Origin of the sequence: Exiguobacterium sp. MH3 (assembly GCF_000496635.1) — a bacterium.
Lineage (GTDB): Bacteria > Bacillota > Bacilli > Exiguobacteriales > Exiguobacteriaceae > Exiguobacterium_A > Exiguobacterium_A indicum.
The window spans coordinates 78920-95735 of record NC_022794.1; the positions used below are offsets into that span (position 1 = coordinate 78920).

15 protein-coding genes are annotated in these 16816 nt (G+C 48.1%); all 15 read left to right on the forward strand.

The window, feature by feature from the left end; genetic code table 11:
• Positions 1 to 217: 217 nt before the first annotated feature.
• Positions 218 to 3775, forward strand: coding sequence for a DNA-directed RNA polymerase subunit beta (gene rpoB, locus U719_RS00445; RefSeq protein WP_041255243.1), 3558 nt, complete (start codon positions 218 to 220; stop codon positions 3773 to 3775).
• A 20-nt stretch (positions 3776 to 3795) separates the two neighbouring features.
• A complete protein-coding gene (gene rpoC, locus U719_RS00450; protein WP_023466618.1) occupies positions 3796 to 7395 on the forward strand; it encodes a DNA-directed RNA polymerase subunit beta' in 3600 nt (1199 codons plus the stop codon).
• Positions 7396 to 7475: 80 nt separating this feature from the next.
• Positions 7476 to 7727 (forward strand): ribosomal L7Ae/L30e/S12e/Gadd45 family protein, encoded by a 252-nt coding sequence (locus U719_RS00455; protein ID WP_023466620.1) that lies wholly within the window; start codon positions 7476 to 7478, stop codon positions 7725 to 7727.
• 125 nt (positions 7728 to 7852) lie between these two features.
• Positions 7853 to 8272 (forward strand): 30S ribosomal protein S12, encoded by a 420-nt coding sequence (rpsL, locus tag U719_RS00460; RefSeq protein WP_023466621.1) that lies wholly within the window; start codon positions 7853 to 7855, stop codon positions 8270 to 8272.
• A 49-nt stretch (positions 8273 to 8321) separates the two neighbouring features.
• Positions 8322 to 8792, forward strand: a complete 471-nt coding sequence (gene rpsG / locus U719_RS00465; protein ID WP_023466623.1) for a 30S ribosomal protein S7 — start codon at positions 8322 to 8324, stop codon at positions 8790 to 8792.
• 124 nt (positions 8793 to 8916) lie between these two features.
• Positions 8917 to 10995 carry an elongation factor G gene (gene fusA / locus U719_RS00470; RefSeq protein WP_023466625.1) on the forward strand — a complete coding sequence of 693 codons (2079 nt, stop codon included), beginning with the start codon at positions 8917 to 8919 and terminating at the stop codon, positions 10993 to 10995.
• A gap of 117 nt (positions 10996 to 11112) precedes the next feature.
• Entirely contained in the window at positions 11113 to 12300 is a 1188-nt protein-coding gene (gene tuf, locus U719_RS00475; protein ID WP_023466627.1) for an elongation factor Tu, read from the forward strand.
• 316 nt (positions 12301 to 12616) lie between these two features.
• Positions 12617 to 12925, forward strand: coding sequence for a 30S ribosomal protein S10 (gene rpsJ / locus U719_RS00485; protein WP_029343090.1), 309 nt, complete (start codon positions 12617 to 12619; stop codon positions 12923 to 12925).
• Positions 12926 to 12993: 68 nt separating this feature from the next.
• Positions 12994 to 13620, forward strand: coding sequence for a 50S ribosomal protein L3 (gene rplC / locus U719_RS00490; RefSeq protein ID WP_023466629.1), 627 nt, complete (start codon positions 12994 to 12996; stop codon positions 13618 to 13620).
• A gap of 29 nt (positions 13621 to 13649) precedes the next feature.
• Positions 13650 to 14273 carry a 50S ribosomal protein L4 gene (rplD, locus tag U719_RS00495; protein WP_023466630.1) on the forward strand — a complete coding sequence of 208 codons (624 nt, stop codon included), beginning with the start codon at positions 13650 to 13652 and terminating at the stop codon, positions 14271 to 14273.
• Positions 14273 to 14557, forward strand: coding sequence for a 50S ribosomal protein L23 (gene rplW, locus U719_RS00500; RefSeq protein ID WP_023466631.1), 285 nt, complete (start codon positions 14273 to 14275; stop codon positions 14555 to 14557). Before rplD ends, rplW begins: the two co-directional genes overlap by 1 nt.
• Before the next feature lie 32 nt (positions 14558 to 14589).
• Positions 14590 to 15420, forward strand: coding sequence for a 50S ribosomal protein L2 (gene rplB / locus U719_RS00505; RefSeq protein WP_023466632.1), 831 nt, complete (start codon positions 14590 to 14592; stop codon positions 15418 to 15420).
• Positions 15421 to 15483: 63 nt separating this feature from the next.
• The gene (gene rpsS / locus U719_RS00510; RefSeq protein WP_012369013.1) at positions 15484 to 15762 is read left to right on the forward strand and encodes a 30S ribosomal protein S19; all 279 of its coding nucleotides are present in this window, start codon (positions 15484 to 15486) and stop codon (positions 15760 to 15762) included.
• Between the two features lie 20 nt (positions 15763 to 15782).
• Positions 15783 to 16115, forward strand: a complete 333-nt coding sequence (rplV, locus tag U719_RS00515) for a 50S ribosomal protein L22 (protein ID WP_012369014.1) — start codon at positions 15783 to 15785, stop codon at positions 16113 to 16115.
• 12 nt (positions 16116 to 16127) lie between these two features.
• Positions 16128 to 16784, forward strand: a complete 657-nt coding sequence (gene rpsC, locus U719_RS00520; protein WP_023466633.1) for a 30S ribosomal protein S3 — start codon at positions 16128 to 16130, stop codon at positions 16782 to 16784.
• Positions 16785 to 16816: the final 32 nt, after the last annotated feature.

Sequence of the window (16816 nt, forward strand, 5' to 3'; positions counted from 1 at the left end):
TGTCGTTGACCGCATGTTGTGTCTATGATAGTATTATAAAATGCCATTGGAGTGATTTTTGGATAAGATGTTTGAAAGCAGCTGGCGTTCTCGACTACAGATGATTGAGTAGACAAGACGTCGCTTTTTTGCGCTTATCAATCAAAAAATGGCTTCAATGTTCGATATTACACCCGTCCTTCTCTATAAGAAGAAGTGGGTCTGAGAGGTGAATCAGTTGACTGGTCAACTTGTTCAGTACGGTCGTCACCGTCAGAGAAGAAGCTATGCACGTATCAGCGAAGTATTGGAACTTCCAAACTTAATCGAGATTCAAACGAATTCGTATGAGTGGTTCCTGCGGGAAGGTCTTCGTGAGATGTTTCATGACATTTCGCCGATTTCCGATTTCACAGGGAATCTCGTATTAGAATTCATCGACTACTCGCTCGGAGAGCCGAAGTATTCGATCGATGAATCGAAAGAGCGCGACGTGACCTATTCGGCACCACTACGCGTTAAAGTCCGTCTTCAAAATAAAGAGACGGGTGAATTGAAAGAACAAGAAGTCTTCATGGGTGACTTCCCGCTTATGACGGAGTCGGGAACATTCATCATCAATGGAGCGGAGCGCGTAATCGTTTCGCAGCTTGTTCGTTCGCCAAGTGTTTATTACAACAATAAGTTAGATAAGAACGGTAAGCGTGGATTCTCCGCGACAGTCATCCCAAACCGTGGTGCATGGCTCGAGCTCGAGACAGACGCGAAAGACATCGTTTATGTTCGCATTGATCGCACGCGTAAGATTCCAGTAACGGTTCTTTTACGTGCTCTTGGTTTCGGTACGGATCAGGAAATCATCGATCTTCTCGGTGATGATGAGTACCTCCGGAATTCACTTGAAAAAGATAATACGGAATCAACGGAAAAAGCCCTCATCGAGATTTATGAGCGTCTACGTCCGGGAGAGCCGCCGACAGTCGAAAACGCAAAAGCGTTGCTCGTGTCGCGCTTCTTTGACCCGAAACGTTATGATTTGGCAAACGTTGGTCGTTATAAAATCAATAAAAAGCTTCATCTTAAGAACCGTCTCTTCGGTCAAAAACTTGCGGAAACGCTTGTTGATCCTGAGACAGGTGAAGTCATCGCGGAAGCAGGAACGGTCCTTGATCGTCGTATGCTCGATAAAGTCCTTCCATTCCTTGAAGGATCCGTTGGTTACATCGAAGCGACGCCTACAGGCGGCGTGACGCAGGGTGAGGCTTTCAACTTACAGTCAATCAAGGTGTTCGCACCGGACGATGCTGAAGGTGAACGCATCATCAATATCATCGGTAACGGTAACATCGATCGTGACATCAAGCACATCACGCCTGCTGACATGATTGCTGCCATCAACTACTTCTTCAACTTGTTGCATGAAGTCGGTACGACAGACGATATCGACCACCTTGGTAACCGTCGTCTTCGTTCAGTCGGTGAGCTGCTCCAGAACCAATTCCGGATCGGTCTCTCACGGATGGAACGTGTCGTTAAGGAACGGATGTCGATTCAGGATCAGAATGCGATCACGCCACAGGCATTGATCAACATTCGTCCAGTTATCGCATCGATTAAAGAGTTCTTCGGTAGCTCGCAGTTGTCTCAGTTCATGGATCAAACGAACCCGCTTGCGGAATTGACGCACAAACGTCGTCTTTCAGCACTCGGACCTGGTGGTTTGACACGTGAGCGCGCTGGTTTCGAAGTTCGTGACGTACACTACTCGCACTATTCCCGTATGTGTCCGATCGAAACGCCAGAGGGACCAAACATCGGTTTGATCAACTCGTTGTCTTCGTACGCGAAGGTCAATGAGTACGGCTTCATCGAAGCGCCATATCGTCGTGTCGATCCAGAAACGGGCGTCGTCACGGATGAAATCCACTACATGACTGCTGACGAAGAGGATCTCTACGTCGTCGCACAGGCAAACATGTTGTTGACGGAAGAGAAGACGTTCCAAGATTCACACGTCCTTTCACGTTTCCGTGGACAAAACTTGTCTGTCGAACCAGCACGTGTCGATTACATGGACGTTTCGCCGAAGCAGGTTGTATCTGCCGCAACGGCTTGTATCCCGTTCCTTGAGAACGATGACTCGAACCGTGCCCTCATGGGAGCGAACATGCAACGTCAGGCCGTCCCACTTCTGAACCCGGAATCTCCGATTGTCGGTACAGGAATGGAGTACGTGTCTGCGAAAGACTCAGGAGCCGCTGTCGTTGCGAAGCACGCAGGGATCGCTGAGCGTGTCACGGCGCGTGAAATCCTTGTCCGTCGTACGACGGAAGTCGATGGCAACATCGTTGAAGGTGAACTCGACCGTTACAAGATTCAAAAATTCATCCGTTCTAACCAAGGAACGTGTTATAACCAAAAACCAATCATCAAAGCAGGCGACCCAGTCGATAAAGGCGAGATCCTTGCAGATGGTCCATCGATGGACGGTGGGGAACTTGCGCTTGGTCGCAACGTACTCGTCGGTTTCATGACATGGGATGGTTACAACTATGAGGATGCTGTCATCATGAGTGAGCGTCTTGTCAAAGATGACGTCTACACATCGATCCACATCGAAGAATACGAATGTGAGTCGCGTGATACGAAACTCGGACCGGAAGAAATCACACGTGATATTCCGAACGTCGGTGATGATGCCTTGAAAAACCTCGACGATCGCGGAATCATCCGCGTCGGTGCGGAAGTCAAGGACGGCGATATCCTCGTCGGTAAAGTTACGCCGAAGGGTGTAACGGAATTGACAGCGGAAGAACGTCTTCTTCATGCAATCTTCGGTGAAAAAGCACGTGAAGTCCGTGATACATCTCTCCGTGTACCACACGGTGGTGATGGAATCATCCTCGACGTCAAAATCTTCGATCGCGATAATGGGGACGAGCTCTCACCTGGTGTCAACCAGTTGATCCGTGCTTATATCGTTCAGAAGCGTAAGATTCACGAGGGTGACAAAATGGCGGGTCGTCACGGTAACAAAGGTGTTATCTCGCGTATCCTTCCAGAAGAAGACATGCCGTACATGCCAGACGGTACGCCAATTGACATCATGTTGAACCCACTTGGGGTTCCATCACGGATGAACATCGGGCAGTTGCTCGAGCTTCACCTCGGGATGGCAGCACGTCAACTCGGCATCAAAGTCGCATCACCGGTATTCGATGGTGCGCGTGAGGAAGATGTTTGGGCAACGATTGAAGAAGCAGGTATGGATCGCGACGCGAAGACTGTCCTTTATGATGGTCGTTCGGGTGAAGCGTTCGACAACCGCATCTCTGTCGGTGTCATGTATATGATTAAACTTGCTCACATGGTCGATGATAAACTTCACGCACGTTCGACAGGACCATACTCACTCGTCACACAACAACCGCTCGGTGGTAAAGCCCAGTTCGGTGGTCAGCGTTTCGGTGAGATGGAAGTATGGGCACTTGAAGCATACGGCGCAGCCTACACGCTCCAAGAGATCCTTACAATCAAGTCGGATGACACGATCGGTCGTGTTAAAGCGTACGAAGCAATCGTTAAAGGTGAGAATGTACCACAACCGGGCGTACCGGAATCGTTCCGAGTCCTCATTAAAGAGCTTCAATCCCTTGGTATGGACGTCAAGATGATGTCTGCTGATGATGAAGAAATCGAAAGGCGCGACGAAGACGAGGACAATATCCCGAACGCGACTCCAGCACTCGAAGAAGTTCAAGCGCCTGTCGCACCAGTTGTTACTGAAGAGGAATAAGCGAAAGGGAGGTCCACCCCTTGGTAGATGTTAATAGATTTGAATATATGCAAATCGGCCTCGCTTCCCCCGAAAAGATCCGTTCATGGTCTTTCGGGGAAGTGAAAAAGCCGGAGACGATCAACTATCGTACACTCAAACCGGAGAAAGACGGTTTGTTCTGTGAACGTATCTTTGGTCCAACAAAAGACTGGGAATGTTACTGTGGTAAATACAAACGGATCCGCTATAAAGGAATCATTTGTGACCGCTGTGGCGTTGAAGTCACGAAGTCGAAAGTCCGTCGTGAGCGCATGGGTCACATCGAGCTCGCAGCACCGGTTTCGCACATCTGGTACTTCAAAGGAATTCCTAGCCGTATGGGACTCGTCCTCGACATGTCACCGCGTGCGTTAGAAGAGATCATCTACTTCGCGTCGTACGTCGTCACAGATCCAGGCGAATCGACACTTGAGAAGAAACAACTCCTTTCAGAGAAAGAATACCGTGCATATCGTGAGAAGTTCGGTCGTTCGTTCACTGCTGAAATGGGTGCGGAAGCAGTTCGTAAATTGCTCCGTGACGTGGAACTCGATAAAGAAGTCGCTGCATTACGTGAAGAGCTTCGTATGATTCAAGGACAACGTCGTACGCGTGCGATCAAACGCCTTGAAGTCCTCGATGCGTTCCGTAACTCAGGCAACAATCCAGAATGGATGGTGCTTGAAGTACTTCCAGTCATCCCACCGGAACTTCGTCCGATGGTTCAACTCGATGGCGGACGTTTCGCAACGTCTGACTTGAACGACTTGTACCGCCGCGTCATCAACCGTAACAACCGTCTCAAGCGTCTTCTTGACCTTGGCGCTCCGAACATCATCGTTCAGAATGAAAAACGGATGCTTCAAGAAGCAGTTGATGCTTTGATCGATAACGGTCGTCGTGGTCGTCCAGTCACTGGACCAGGTAACCGTCCACTTAAATCACTTTCACACATGTTGAAAGGGAAACAAGGACGTTTCCGTCAAAACTTGCTCGGTAAACGTGTCGACTACTCTGGTCGTTCGGTTATCGTCGTTGGTCCAAACCTGAAGATGTATCAATGTGGTCTTCCAAAAGAAATGGCCCTTGAACTCTTCAAACCGTTCGTCATGAAAGAACTCGTCTCTCGTGGCATCGCACCGAACATCAAGAGTGCGAAACGGAAAATCGAGCGCGTTCAACCTGAAATCTGGGATGTCCTCGAAGAAGTCATCCGTGAGCATCCGGTTCTCTTGAACCGTGCACCGACACTTCACCGTCTCGGTATCCAGGCGTTCGAACCAACGCTCGTCGAAGGACGCGCGATTCGCCTTCACCCACTCGTATGTACGGCATACAACGCCGATTTCGATGGTGACCAAATGGCGGTTCACGTACCACTTTCGGCAGAAGCACAAGCAGAAGCACGTCTTCTCATGCTCGCTGCACAAAACATCTTGAACCCGAAAGACGGTAAACCTGTTGTTACACCATCGCAGGATATGGTCCTCGGTAACTACTACCTCACGCTCGAACGCGAAAACGCGATCGGCGAAGGTAAAATCTTCTCGACAGTGAACGAAGCGCTCATCGCTTACCAAAACGGTTATGCGCACTTCCATACACGTGTTGCGATTCCAGCCGGCGTTTTGAAGAACCCGACATTCACGGAAGAGCAAAACGAGAAATTATTGATTACAACAGTCGGTAAGTTGATCTTCAACGAGATCCTCCCAACGACGTTCCCTTACTTGAACGAACCAACGATGACGAACCTTCAAGAAGCGACGCCAGACAAGTACTTCCTTGAAAAAGGAACAGATGTCGCGGCAGAACTGAAGAACCGTCCGATCATCGACCCGTTCAAAAAAGGATTCCTTGGAAATGTCATCGCGGAAGTCTTCAAACGGTTTGAGACGACAGAAACAAGCCGCATGCTCGACCGCATGAAAAACCTTGGATTCAAACACTCGACTCGTGCCGGTATCACGGTAGGGATCGCGGACATCATCGTTCTTCCGGACAAACAAGAGATTCTTGTTGAAGCGCAGGACAATGTCGACCGCGTCATGAAATCGTACCGTCGTGGTCTCATCACAGAAGACGAGCGCTATGAGCGCGTCGTTAAATCGTGGAATGATGCGAAGGATGAAATTCAGTCTCGTCTGATGAAATCCCTCAACCGTCTCAACCCGATCTTCATGATGAGTGACTCCGGTGCCCGTGGTAACGCGTCGAACTTCACGCAGCTCGCTGGTATGCGTGGACTCATGGCCGCTCCAAGTGGACGGATCATCGAGCTCCCGATCAAATCATCGTTCCGTGAGGGTCTAACGGTACAGGAATACTTCATCTCGACACACGGTGCACGTAAAGGTCTTGCCGATACAGCCTTGAAAACGGCTGACTCAGGTTACCTGACTCGTCGTCTCGTTGACGTTGCTCAAGACGTCATCATCCGTGAAGATGATTGTGGAACGGATCGTGGTATCCGCGTCACAGCACTCCGTGAAGGAACGGAAGAGATTGAAAGCCTCTACGACCGCCTCGTCGGCCGTACTGCATTCGAAAACGTCGTTCACCCTGAAACAGGAGAAGTCCTCGTTTCAACGAACGAACTCATCGATGAAGACCTCGCGCGTGCCATCACGGACGCTGGTGTCGACAACGTTGAGATCCGTACTGCCTTCACATGTAACACAAGCCATGGTGTCTGTAAGAAATGTTACGGACGCAACTTGGCAACAGGCAACGACGTCGAAGTCGGCGAAGCTGTCGGTATCATCGCGGCACAATCAATCGGTGAGCCAGGAACGCAGCTTACGATGCGTACCTTCCACACAGGTGGGGTTGCCGGGGACGATATCACACAAGGTCTTCCGCGTATCCAAGAGTTGTTCGAAGCGCGTAACCCGAAAGGTCAAGCGGTCATCTCGGAAATCGATGGTCAAGTCATCGACTTCACGGAATCGCGTGACAAACGTGAATTGACGGTCCAAGGACTCAGCGAAACACGCACATACACGATCCCATTCGGTTCGCGTCTACGTGTTCAGCTCGGGGACGAGGTCAAAGCCGGTCAAGTCTTCACGGAAGGTTCGATCGATCCGAAAGAACTCTTGAACGTTAAAGGTGTATCCGGCGTTCAGAACTACTTGCTCCAAGAAGTTCAAAAAGTATACCGGATGCAAGGGGTTGAGATCGGTGACAAACACGTCGAGGTCATGGTTCGCCAAATGATCCGTCGCGTACGTGTCATCGAGTCTGGTGAGACTTCACTCTTACCAGGTTCGCTCGTCGATATCAGCACGTTCAAGGAAGCTTGTAAAGAAGCGCTCCGTAACGGGAAAGCTCTCGCTTCGGCGAAACCAGTTCTTCTCGGTATCACGAAAGCGTCACTTGAAACAGATTCATTCCTATCGGCTGCGTCGTTCCAAGAAACGACTCGTGTCCTTACGGATGCAGCGATTAAAGGGAAGAGCGACTACCTTCGCGGCTTGAAAGAGAACGTCATCATCGGTAAGTTGGTTCCAGCTGGTACTGGGATGTCACGTTACCGTCAGATCGATCTCGAAGTAGCTGGCGAAGCACCTGTAGAAGCCGATTCTCCGGTAGAATAAAACGCCTTGACACGCCGGTATGGCGGTGCTACTATGATATAGTGTTGCCAACCGGCTGTGTTATTTTGGAGGATATCTTCATGTCTTACAAAAAAGTAGTCGGCGCAGATTTGAAGTTTGTCGGTCAAAAGCAAACGCTCAAAGCATTGCGATCTGGCAAGGCGTCGGAAGTGATCATTGCGGATGACGCAGATGAACACGTAAAACAAGCATTGCTCGATGCGGCGAAACAAGCTAACGTTCCAGTCGTGAATGTTCCTTCTAAGCAAGAGCTTGGAAAAGCTTGTGGAATCGATGTCGCAGCAACCGCTGTTGCCATTAAGAAAGTTTGATAATGCGTTTTGTGTGGCGATGGAATGCCTGAGCCACGCAAAACGTTTCATTATGACTTTCGATGAACCACCCGGCTCGGTGGTTTTGAAATTTGTCATGAATTCAGGAAGGGAGGATCTCAAAGATGCCTACTATCAACCAATTAGTCCGTAAAGGACGTCAATCAAAAGTTGTGAAATCAGATTCGCCAGCGCTGAACAAAGGGTACAACAGCTTCATTAAAGCTCGTACTGACATCAGCTCACCACAAAAACGTGGTGTTTGTACTCGTGTAGGTACAATGACTCCGAAGAAACCGAACTCGGCTCTTCGTAAATACGCACGTGTACGTTTGACGAACACAATGGAAGTAACAGCTTACATCCCAGGTATCGGCCACAACCTTCAAGAGCACAGTGTTGTTCTTATCCGCGGCGGCCGTGTAAAAGACTTACCAGGGGTACGTTACCACATCGTTCGTGGTGCGCTTGATACAGCTGGTGTTGACGGCCGTATGCAAGGTCGTTCGAAATACGGTACTAAACGTCCTAAAGTTAAAAAATAATCTAGATATCTTAAGATATCACCTCACTATATGAAAGGAGGGACTCGGAATGCCACGTAAAGGTCAAGCAGAACGTCGTGATGTAATGGCTGATCCGATCTACAACTCTAAACTCGTTACCCGCCTTATCAACCGTCTTATGTTAGATGGTAAAAAAGGTACTGCTCAACAAATCTTATACAAAGCTTTCGAAACTATCGCTGAACGTTCAGGTCGCGATGCAATGGAAGTCTTTGAAGAAGCGATGAACAACATCATGCCAGTTCTTGAAGTTAAAGCACGCCGTGTAGGTGGAGCTAACTATCAAGTTCCTGTCGAAGTTCGCCCAGAGCGTCGTACGACACTCGCACTTCGTTACCTCGTGAACTACTCACGTCTCCGTAACGAAAAAACTATGGATGCGCGCCTTGCTAACGAAATCATGGACGCTGCAAACAACACTGGTGCTTCTGTTAAGAAGCGCGAAGATATGCACAAAATGGCGGAAGCGAACAAAGCGTTTGCTCACTACCGCTGGTAATTCCGAAAATCACCACCTCATGCATGCCATTTTTTATGGAATTATGAGGTGGCTTTCGGGTATAGTCATGACGTGTGGCAACACACGACCACTAAACTAAAATGCGAAAGGAGAATGTTTAAAGATGGCAAGAGAATTCTCCCTTAAGAACACTCGTAACATCGGGATCATGGCTCACATCGATGCTGGTAAAACAACAACGACTGAGCGTATCCTGTATTACACGGGTCGTATCCACAAGATTGGTGAAACGCACGAAGGTGCTTCACAAATGGACTGGATGGAGCAAGAGCAAGAGCGTGGAATCACGATTACATCGGCAGCAACAACTGCTCAATGGAAAGGTAACCGCGTAAACATCATCGATACACCTGGACACGTAGACTTCACAGTTGAGGTTGAACGTTCACTTCGCGTACTTGATGGTGCGGTAGCAGTACTTGACGCTCAGTCTGGTGTTGAGCCACAAACTGAGACAGTATGGCGCCAAGCTACAACTTACGGCGTACCACGTATCGTTTTCGTTAACAAAATGGATAAAATCGGTGCAGACTTCTTGTACTCGGTTGGAACGCTTCGCGAACGCCTCCAAGCGAACGCACACGCGATCCAACTTCCAATCGGTGCGGAAGATGAATTCAAAGGAATCATCGACCTCGTCGAACAGAAAACATACATGTACGGCAACGATCTCGGAACTGACATCGAAGTGACTGACGGTTTCCCAGCTGATCTCGCTGATCAAGCTGAAGAACTCCGTGGATCATTGATCGAAGCAGTTGCGGATTACGAAGAAGAATTGATGATGAAATACCTCGAGGGTGAAGAAATCACAATCGACGAGTTGAAAGCGGCTATCCGTAAAGCAACTCTGACAGTTGACTTCTATCCTGTACTCGTAGGTTCGGCATTCAAGAACAAAGGTGTTCAGCTTATGCTTGACGCAGTTCTCGATTACCTCCCATCACCAATCGACGTTAAAGCGATCTCAGGTATCGACATGGATACGGATGAAGAAATCGTGCGTGAGTCTTCGGACGAAGCACCATTCTCTGCACTCGCGTTCAAAGTCATGACTGACCCTTACGTCGGTAAATTGACATTCTTCCGTGTGTACTCTGGTACAGCTTCGGCAGGATCGTACGTTAAAAACTCAACAAAAGGCAAACGTGAGCGTCTTGGACGTATCCTTCAAATGCACGCAAACAGCCGTGAAGAGATCCCGATGGTATACGCGGGTGACATCGCTGCAGCTGTAGGTTTGAAAGATACGACTACTGGAGATACGCTTTGTGCAGAGAAAGACAACGTCGTTCTCGAATCAATGACATTCCCAGAACCAGTTATCTCGGTCGCTATCGAACCAAAAACGAAAGCTGACCAAGATAAAATGGGTCAAGCCCTCGCTAAGCTTGCTGAAGAGGATCCAACGTTCCGCACTGAAACAAACCCAGAGACTGGTCAAACGATCATTTCAGGTATGGGTGAGCTTCACCTCGACATCATCGTTGACCGTATGCGTCGCGAGTTCAAAGTCGAAGCAAACGTTGGTGCTCCACAAGTAGCTTACCGTGAAACGATCCGCCAAGCGGCGAAGATCGATTCGAAGTTCGCTCGTCAATCTGGTGGTCGTGGTCAGTATGGTCACGTCGTCGTAGAATTCGAGCCGAACGAAGAAGGCGCTGGCTTCGAGTTCAACAACAAAATCGTCGGTGGTGTTGTTCCACGTGAATACATCCCAGCGGTTGAGAACGGAATCGAAGAAGCACTTCAAAACGGTATCCTTGCTGGTTACCCGGTCGTTGACGTAAAAGCTTCACTCGTCTTCGGATCGTACCACGATGTCGACTCAAACGAGATGGCATTTAAAGTTGCGGCTTCAATGGCAGTCAAACAACTCAAAGATAAGAGCGGCGCTGTTATCCTTGAGCCAATGATGAAAGTTGAAATCGTCATCCCAGACGAATACATGGGAGACATCATGGGTGATGTTACATCACGCCGTGGTCGCGTAGAAGGTATGGAAGCACGCGGTAACGCTCAAGTTGTCCGTTCAATGATTCCACTTTCTGAAATGTTCGGATACGCTACTGGTCTTCGTTCACGCACACAAGGTCGCGGAACGTACTCGATGCACTTCGATCACTACGAAGAAGTACCGAAATCAGTTGCGGAAGAAATCATCAAAAAAGCGAACGGCTAATCCTTCACAGGTTGTCACGCTTTTATGATTAGTGTAAGCTAAGGAAGGTGTACGTTATCTTACGACTCACCTTCCTAGTTATAAAAAATTATTAGACACATAGAGGAGGAATTCAGAATGGGTAAGGAAAAATTCGACCGTTCTAAACCGCACGTTAACGTTGGTACAATCGGCCACGTCGACCACGGTAAAACAACTTTAACAGCAGCTATCTCAGCTGTACTTGCAAAAGCACAAGGTAAAGCTGCAACTAAGTTTGACCAAATCGATGGTGCTCCAGAAGAGCGCGAGCGCGGTATCACAATCGCAACAGCTCACATCGAGTACGAAACAGAAAAACGCCACTATGCACACGTTGACTGCCCAGGTCACGCTGACTATGTTAAAAACATGATCACTGGTGCTGCACAAATGGACGGCGCGATCCTCGTTGTTTCTGCAACAGATGGTCCAATGCCACAAACACGTGAGCACATCTTGCTTTCACGTCAAGTAGGTGTTCCTTTCATCGTAGTATTCATGAACAAAGTTGACATGGTTGACGACGAAGAGCTTCTTGAGCTCGTCGAAATGGAAATCCGTGAGCTTCTTTCTGAGTACGACTTCCCAGGTGATGACCTCCCAGTTATCCAAGGTTCTGCTCTTGGCGCGCTTAACGGCGAAGCTAAATGGGAAGAAAAAATCATGGAACTCATGGCAGCTGTCGATGAGTACATCCCAGAACCAACTCGTGACACTGAAAAAGACTTCATGATGCCAGTTGAGGATGTCTTCTCAATCACTGGTCGTGGTACAGTTGCTACTGGCCGCGTTGAGCGTGGAGTTCTTAAAGTCAACGACGAGATCGAAATCGTTGGTCTTCACGAAGAAACTAAAAAATCAGTATGTACTGGTGTAGAGATGTTCCGTAAGCTTCTTGACTATGCTGAAGCTGGCGACAACATCGGTGCTCTTCTCCGTGGTGTATCACGTGACGACATCGAGCGTGGACAAGTTCTCGCGAAACCAAACACAATCACACCACACAAAAAGTTCAAAGCGCAAGTTTACGTTCTTTCTAAAGAAGAGGGTGGCCGTCACACGCCATTCTTCGCGAACTACCGCCCGCAGTTCTACTTCCGTACAACTGACGTAACTGGTATGGTTCAACTTCCAGAAGGTACTGAAATGGTTATGCCTGGGGACAACATCGAAATGACTGTTGAACTCATCGCACCAATCGCTCTTGAAAAAGAAACTCGTTTCTCAATCCGTGAAGGTGGCCGTACAGTAGGCGCTGGATCAGTTACAGAAATCGTTGAGTAATTTTTAAGACAAAGGTCTTCCGTCTCCCGTGGCGGAAGACCTTTTTTCATTTCTTTGAAAACAGTCTTGCAACATGGTCTGACATCTTATATACTGAGGAAAGTGTTTGTGCGAGTGGTGAGAGACTTGAATACATATTCTATTTTATTAGTGCTTGCATTCTTGCTGGTGATTCAGTATGATAGAATATGTTGGTCACAAACACAACGCGATGAAGCGGGAGGTTATGACACACCAGGCGGCATTGCCATGGCTAGTGTGGAAATTTCCGCGGAGAATGTCTATTTACAAAATAGGCGAAAAGGAGGGAAATAACATGGCAAATGAAAAAATTCGGATCCGTTTGAAAGCATACGATCACCGCGTGCTTGATCAATCGGCTGAGAAAATTGTCGACACAGCAAAACGTTCAGGTGCTACTGTATCTGGTCCGATCCCACTCCCAACGGAGAAAGCGGTCTACACAGTACTTCGTGCCGTTCACAAGTACAAAGATGCTCGTGAGCAGTTCGAAATGCGTACACACAAACGTTTGATCGACATCGTTAACCCAACACCGAAAACTGTTGATGCGCTTATGCGTCTCGAACTTCCATCGGGCGTTGACATCGAAATCAAACTTTAATTTTTCTTCTATAGATAGTTGATACTAGCCAGAAGATCAAAATCATTCAATATTAGGAGGTGTATCTCATGGCTAAAGGAATCTTAGGAACTAAACTCGGTATGACACAAATCTTCAACGAGTCAGGCGAAGTCGTCCCTGTTACTGTCGTTTCAGTCGAAGGTAACGTTGTTCTTCAATTGAAAACAACGGAAGTTGACGGTTACGAAGCAGTTCAACTCGGCTTTGGTGATATCAAAGAAGGTCGTCAAAACAAACCGCAAAAAGGTCACGCTGCGAAAGCAAACGCGACACCTAAGCGCTTCATTAAAGAAATCCGTACATCAGTAGCAGATTTCGAAATCGGTCAAGAGATTAAAGCAGATACTTTCGCTGCAGGCGAAATGGTTGATGTAACAGGTACGTCGAAAGGTAAAGGTTTCGCTGGTGCAATCAAGCGTCACAACCAATCACGTGGTCCAATGGCTCACGGTTCGCGTTACCACCGTCGCCCAGGTTCAATGGGTCCTGTTGCTCCTAACCGTGTATTCAAAGGGAAATTGCTCCCTGGACGCATGGGTGGAGAGCAAATCACTGTTCAAAACCTTGAAATCGTAAAAGTTGATGCAGAACGCGGCTTACTCCTCGTCAAGGGTGCTATCCCAGGCGCACGTAAGAGCCAAGTTGTCATCAAAACTGCGGTTAAAGGCAACTAATCCGTTTGCAAGGAAAGGAGGAATAACGAATGCCTAAAGTAGCTTTGCTTAACCAAACAGGTACACAAGTTGGAGACATCGAGCTCGCAGATGCCGTTTTCGGAATCGAGCCAAATGAAGCAGTCGTATACGATGCAATCGTCATGCAACAAGCTTCACGTCGCCAAGGTACACATGATACAAAAGGTCGCTCGGAAGTTCGCGGTGGCGGCCGTAAACCATGGAAACAAAAAGGTACTGGTCGTGCACGCCAAGGTTCGATCCGTTCGCCACAATGGGTTGGCGGTGGAACAGTCTTCGGTCCAACACCACGTTCGTACGCTTACAAACTTCCTAAAAAGGTTCGTCGTCTCGCACTTCGTTCAGCACTTTCTTCGAAAGTCGCTAACAACGAGTTCATCGTTCTTGAAGGATTGACAATCGATGCTCCTAAAACTAAGGACATGATCGCAGTATTCGCTGCTCTTTCAATCGAACGTAAAGTTCTCGTCGTTACTGCTGATTACAACGAGTCAGTCGTTCTTTCAACACGCAACATCCCAGGTGTCACAGTCGTTGACGCTGCAGGTGTAAACGTCCTTGATCTTGTCGCTCATGACAAAGTCATCATTACGAAGGACGCTGTTGCGAGAGTAGAGGAGGTGCTTGCATAATGGCACACACACACGACATTATCAAACGTCCTGTCATTACTGAACGTTCAGTAAACCAAATGGCTGAGAAAAAGTACACATTCGAAGTAGACGTGAAGGCATCTAAGACTCAAATCAAAGATGCAGTTGAAGCGATCTTCGGAGTGAAAGTTGACAAAGTCAACACATTGATCTCAAAACCAAAAGCAAAACGCGTAGGTCGTCACGCTGGTTACACAGCACGCCGCAAAAAAGCGGTCGTCACGCTTACTGCAGATAGCAAAGAACTCGATTACCTCGGTTAATCGGAACTCTGTAGAAAAGGAGGGAACTCTCGATGGGAATTAAAAAGTTTAAACCGACCACTAACGGTCGTCGTAATATGACTGCACTTGACTTTGCTGAGATTACGGCTTCACGTCCTGAAAAATCGTTAACTGAAAAGCTTTCGAAAAAGGGCGGACGTAACAACCAAGGTCGCTTGACAGTACGTCACCAAGGTGGCGGACACAAACGTAAATATCGTATCATCGACTTCAAACGGAACAAGGATGGCATCGCTGGTCGTGTCGCTACAATTGAGTACGATCCAAACCGCTCTGCTAACATCGCATTGATCCACTACATCGATGGTGAAAAACGCTACATCCTCGCACCGAAAGGCTTGAAAGTAGACATGCAAGTCATGGCTGGACCAGAAGCTGACATTAAAGTCGGTAATGCTCTTCCACTTTCAAACATCCCAGTCGGTACGTTGATCCACAACATCGAACTTAAGCCAGGTAAAGGTGGTCAGCTCGTTCGCGCAGCTGGTACTTCTGCTCAGCTTCTCGGTAAAGATGGTAAATACGCGATCGTTCGTCTTCAATCAGGCGAAACTCGTATGATCCTTGCTACTTGCCGTGCAACAGTCGGCGCTGTCGGTAATGAAGAGCACGAGCTCGTCAATATCGGTAAAGCTGGTCGTTCACGCTGGCTCGGAAAACGTCCTACAGTTCGTGGTTCTGTCATGAACCCAGTCGATCACCCACACGGTGGTGGTGAAGGACGTGCTCCAATCGGTCGTTCGGGCCCACTTACTCCTTGGGGTAAACCGGCACTCGGATACAAAACTCGTAAGAAAAACAAAGCGAGCGATAAATATATCGTCCGTCGTTCTAAAAAATAATTACATGATTTCTGGACGGTTCGTAGGAACCGTTCCTAAATCATGCCAAAGGGAGGTACAACTATGGGTCGCAGCTTGAAAAAAGGTCCATTCGCAGATCACCATCTGCTCGCTAAGGTTGATAAAGCCAACGAAGCTGGTGACAAACATGTCATCAAAACTTGGTCACGCCGCTCGACAATCTTCCCAGAGTTCATCGGTCACACGATCGCTGTCTACGATGGTCGTAAACACGTACCGGTTTACGTGACAGAAGATATGGTCGGTCACAAACTTGGTGAATTCGCTCCAACACGTTCTTACAAAGGACATGCTGGAAACGATAAGAAAACGAAACGTTAATCTGAGGGGAGGTACTCATTATGCAATCAAAAGCATCGGCTAATATGGTTCGCATTGCTCCTCGTAAGGCACGTCTCGTAGTAGACTTAATCCGCGGGAAGCAAATCGGCGAAGCACTTTCGATTCTTGCTTACACGAACAAGGCAGCAACGCCAATCGTTGAGAAAGTATTGAAATCGGCAATCGCGAACGCTGAGCACAACTTCGACATGAACATCGAAAACCTCGTAGTCACTGAGGCTTACGTAAACGAAGGTCCAACGCTCAAACGTTTCCGCCCACGTGCAATGGGTCGCGCAAGCCGCATCAACAAACGTACGAGCCACGTTCACATCGTGGTATCTGAAAAATAAGGAGGGATTACCGTGGGTCAGAAGATTAACCCAACTGGTCTTCGCGTAGGTATCATCAAAGACTGGGAATCACGTTGGTTCGCAGATAAAGACTATGCTGATCTCCTTCATGAAGACTACGTAGTTCGTGAATATATCGAAAAACGTCTTAAAGACGCTAGTGTCTCTAAAGTAGAAATCGAGCGCGCAGCTAACCGCTTGAACATCTCACTTCACACTGCTAAGCCTGGTATGGTTATCGGTAAAGGCGGTTCTGAAATCGAAACACTTCGTAAAGACATCACTAACCTTGCAAAAGGCAAACGCGTTCACGTTAACGTCGTTGAAGTGAAAAACCCGGATGCAGTTGCTAAGCTCGTCGCTGAGAACATCGCTCGCCAACTTGAAGGTCGCGTATCGTTCCGTCGTGCTATGAAGCAATCAATCCAACGCTCAATGCGTTCTGGTATCAAAGGAATCAAGACTGAAGTTTCTGGTCGTCTTGGTGGCGCTGATATCGCTCGTTCTGAGAAGTATTCGGAAGGAACAGTTCCACTTCATACACTCCGTGCAGACATCGATTACGGTACTGCAGAAGCTGATACAACTTACGGCAAAATTGGCGTAAAAGTATGGCTCCACCACGGTGAAGTGCTTCCTACGAAAAAAGCAGCAGCAAACGAAGAATAATCCACATCCGTCTAGGGAAGGAGGCAACACAA

Excerpts from the sequence above, each read along its gene's own strand:
- U719_RS00455 (WP_023466620.1), top strand. The coding sequence starts at position 7,476 with ATGTCTTACAAAAAAGTAGTCGGCGCAGATTTGAAGTTTGTCGGTCAA.
- rpsL (WP_023466621.1), top strand. The coding sequence starts at position 7,853 with ATGCCTACTATCAACCAATTAGTCCGTAAAGGACGTCAATCAAAAGTT.
- rplC (WP_023466629.1), top strand. The coding sequence starts at position 12,994 with ATGGCTAAAGGAATCTTAGGAACTAAACTCGGTATGACACAAATCTTC.
- rplD (WP_023466630.1), top strand. The coding sequence starts at position 13,650 with ATGCCTAAAGTAGCTTTGCTTAACCAAACAGGTACACAAGTTGGAGAC.
- rpsG (WP_023466623.1), top strand. The coding sequence starts at position 8,322 with ATGCCACGTAAAGGTCAAGCAGAACGTCGTGATGTAATGGCTGATCCG.
- rpsJ (WP_029343090.1), top strand. The coding sequence starts at position 12,617 with ATGGCAAATGAAAAAATTCGGATCCGTTTGAAAGCATACGATCACCGC.
- rplW (WP_023466631.1), top strand. The coding sequence starts at position 14,273 with ATGGCACACACACACGACATTATCAAACGTCCTGTCATTACTGAACGT.
- fusA (WP_023466625.1), top strand. The coding sequence starts at position 8,917 with ATGGCAAGAGAATTCTCCCTTAAGAACACTCGTAACATCGGGATCATG.
- rplV (WP_012369014.1), top strand. The coding sequence starts at position 15,783 with ATGCAATCAAAAGCATCGGCTAATATGGTTCGCATTGCTCCTCGTAAG.
- rplB (WP_023466632.1), top strand. The coding sequence starts at position 14,590 with ATGGGAATTAAAAAGTTTAAACCGACCACTAACGGTCGTCGTAATATG.
- tuf (WP_023466627.1), top strand. The coding sequence starts at position 11,113 with ATGGGTAAGGAAAAATTCGACCGTTCTAAACCGCACGTTAACGTTGGT.
- rpsS (WP_012369013.1), top strand. The coding sequence starts at position 15,484 with ATGGGTCGCAGCTTGAAAAAAGGTCCATTCGCAGATCACCATCTGCTC.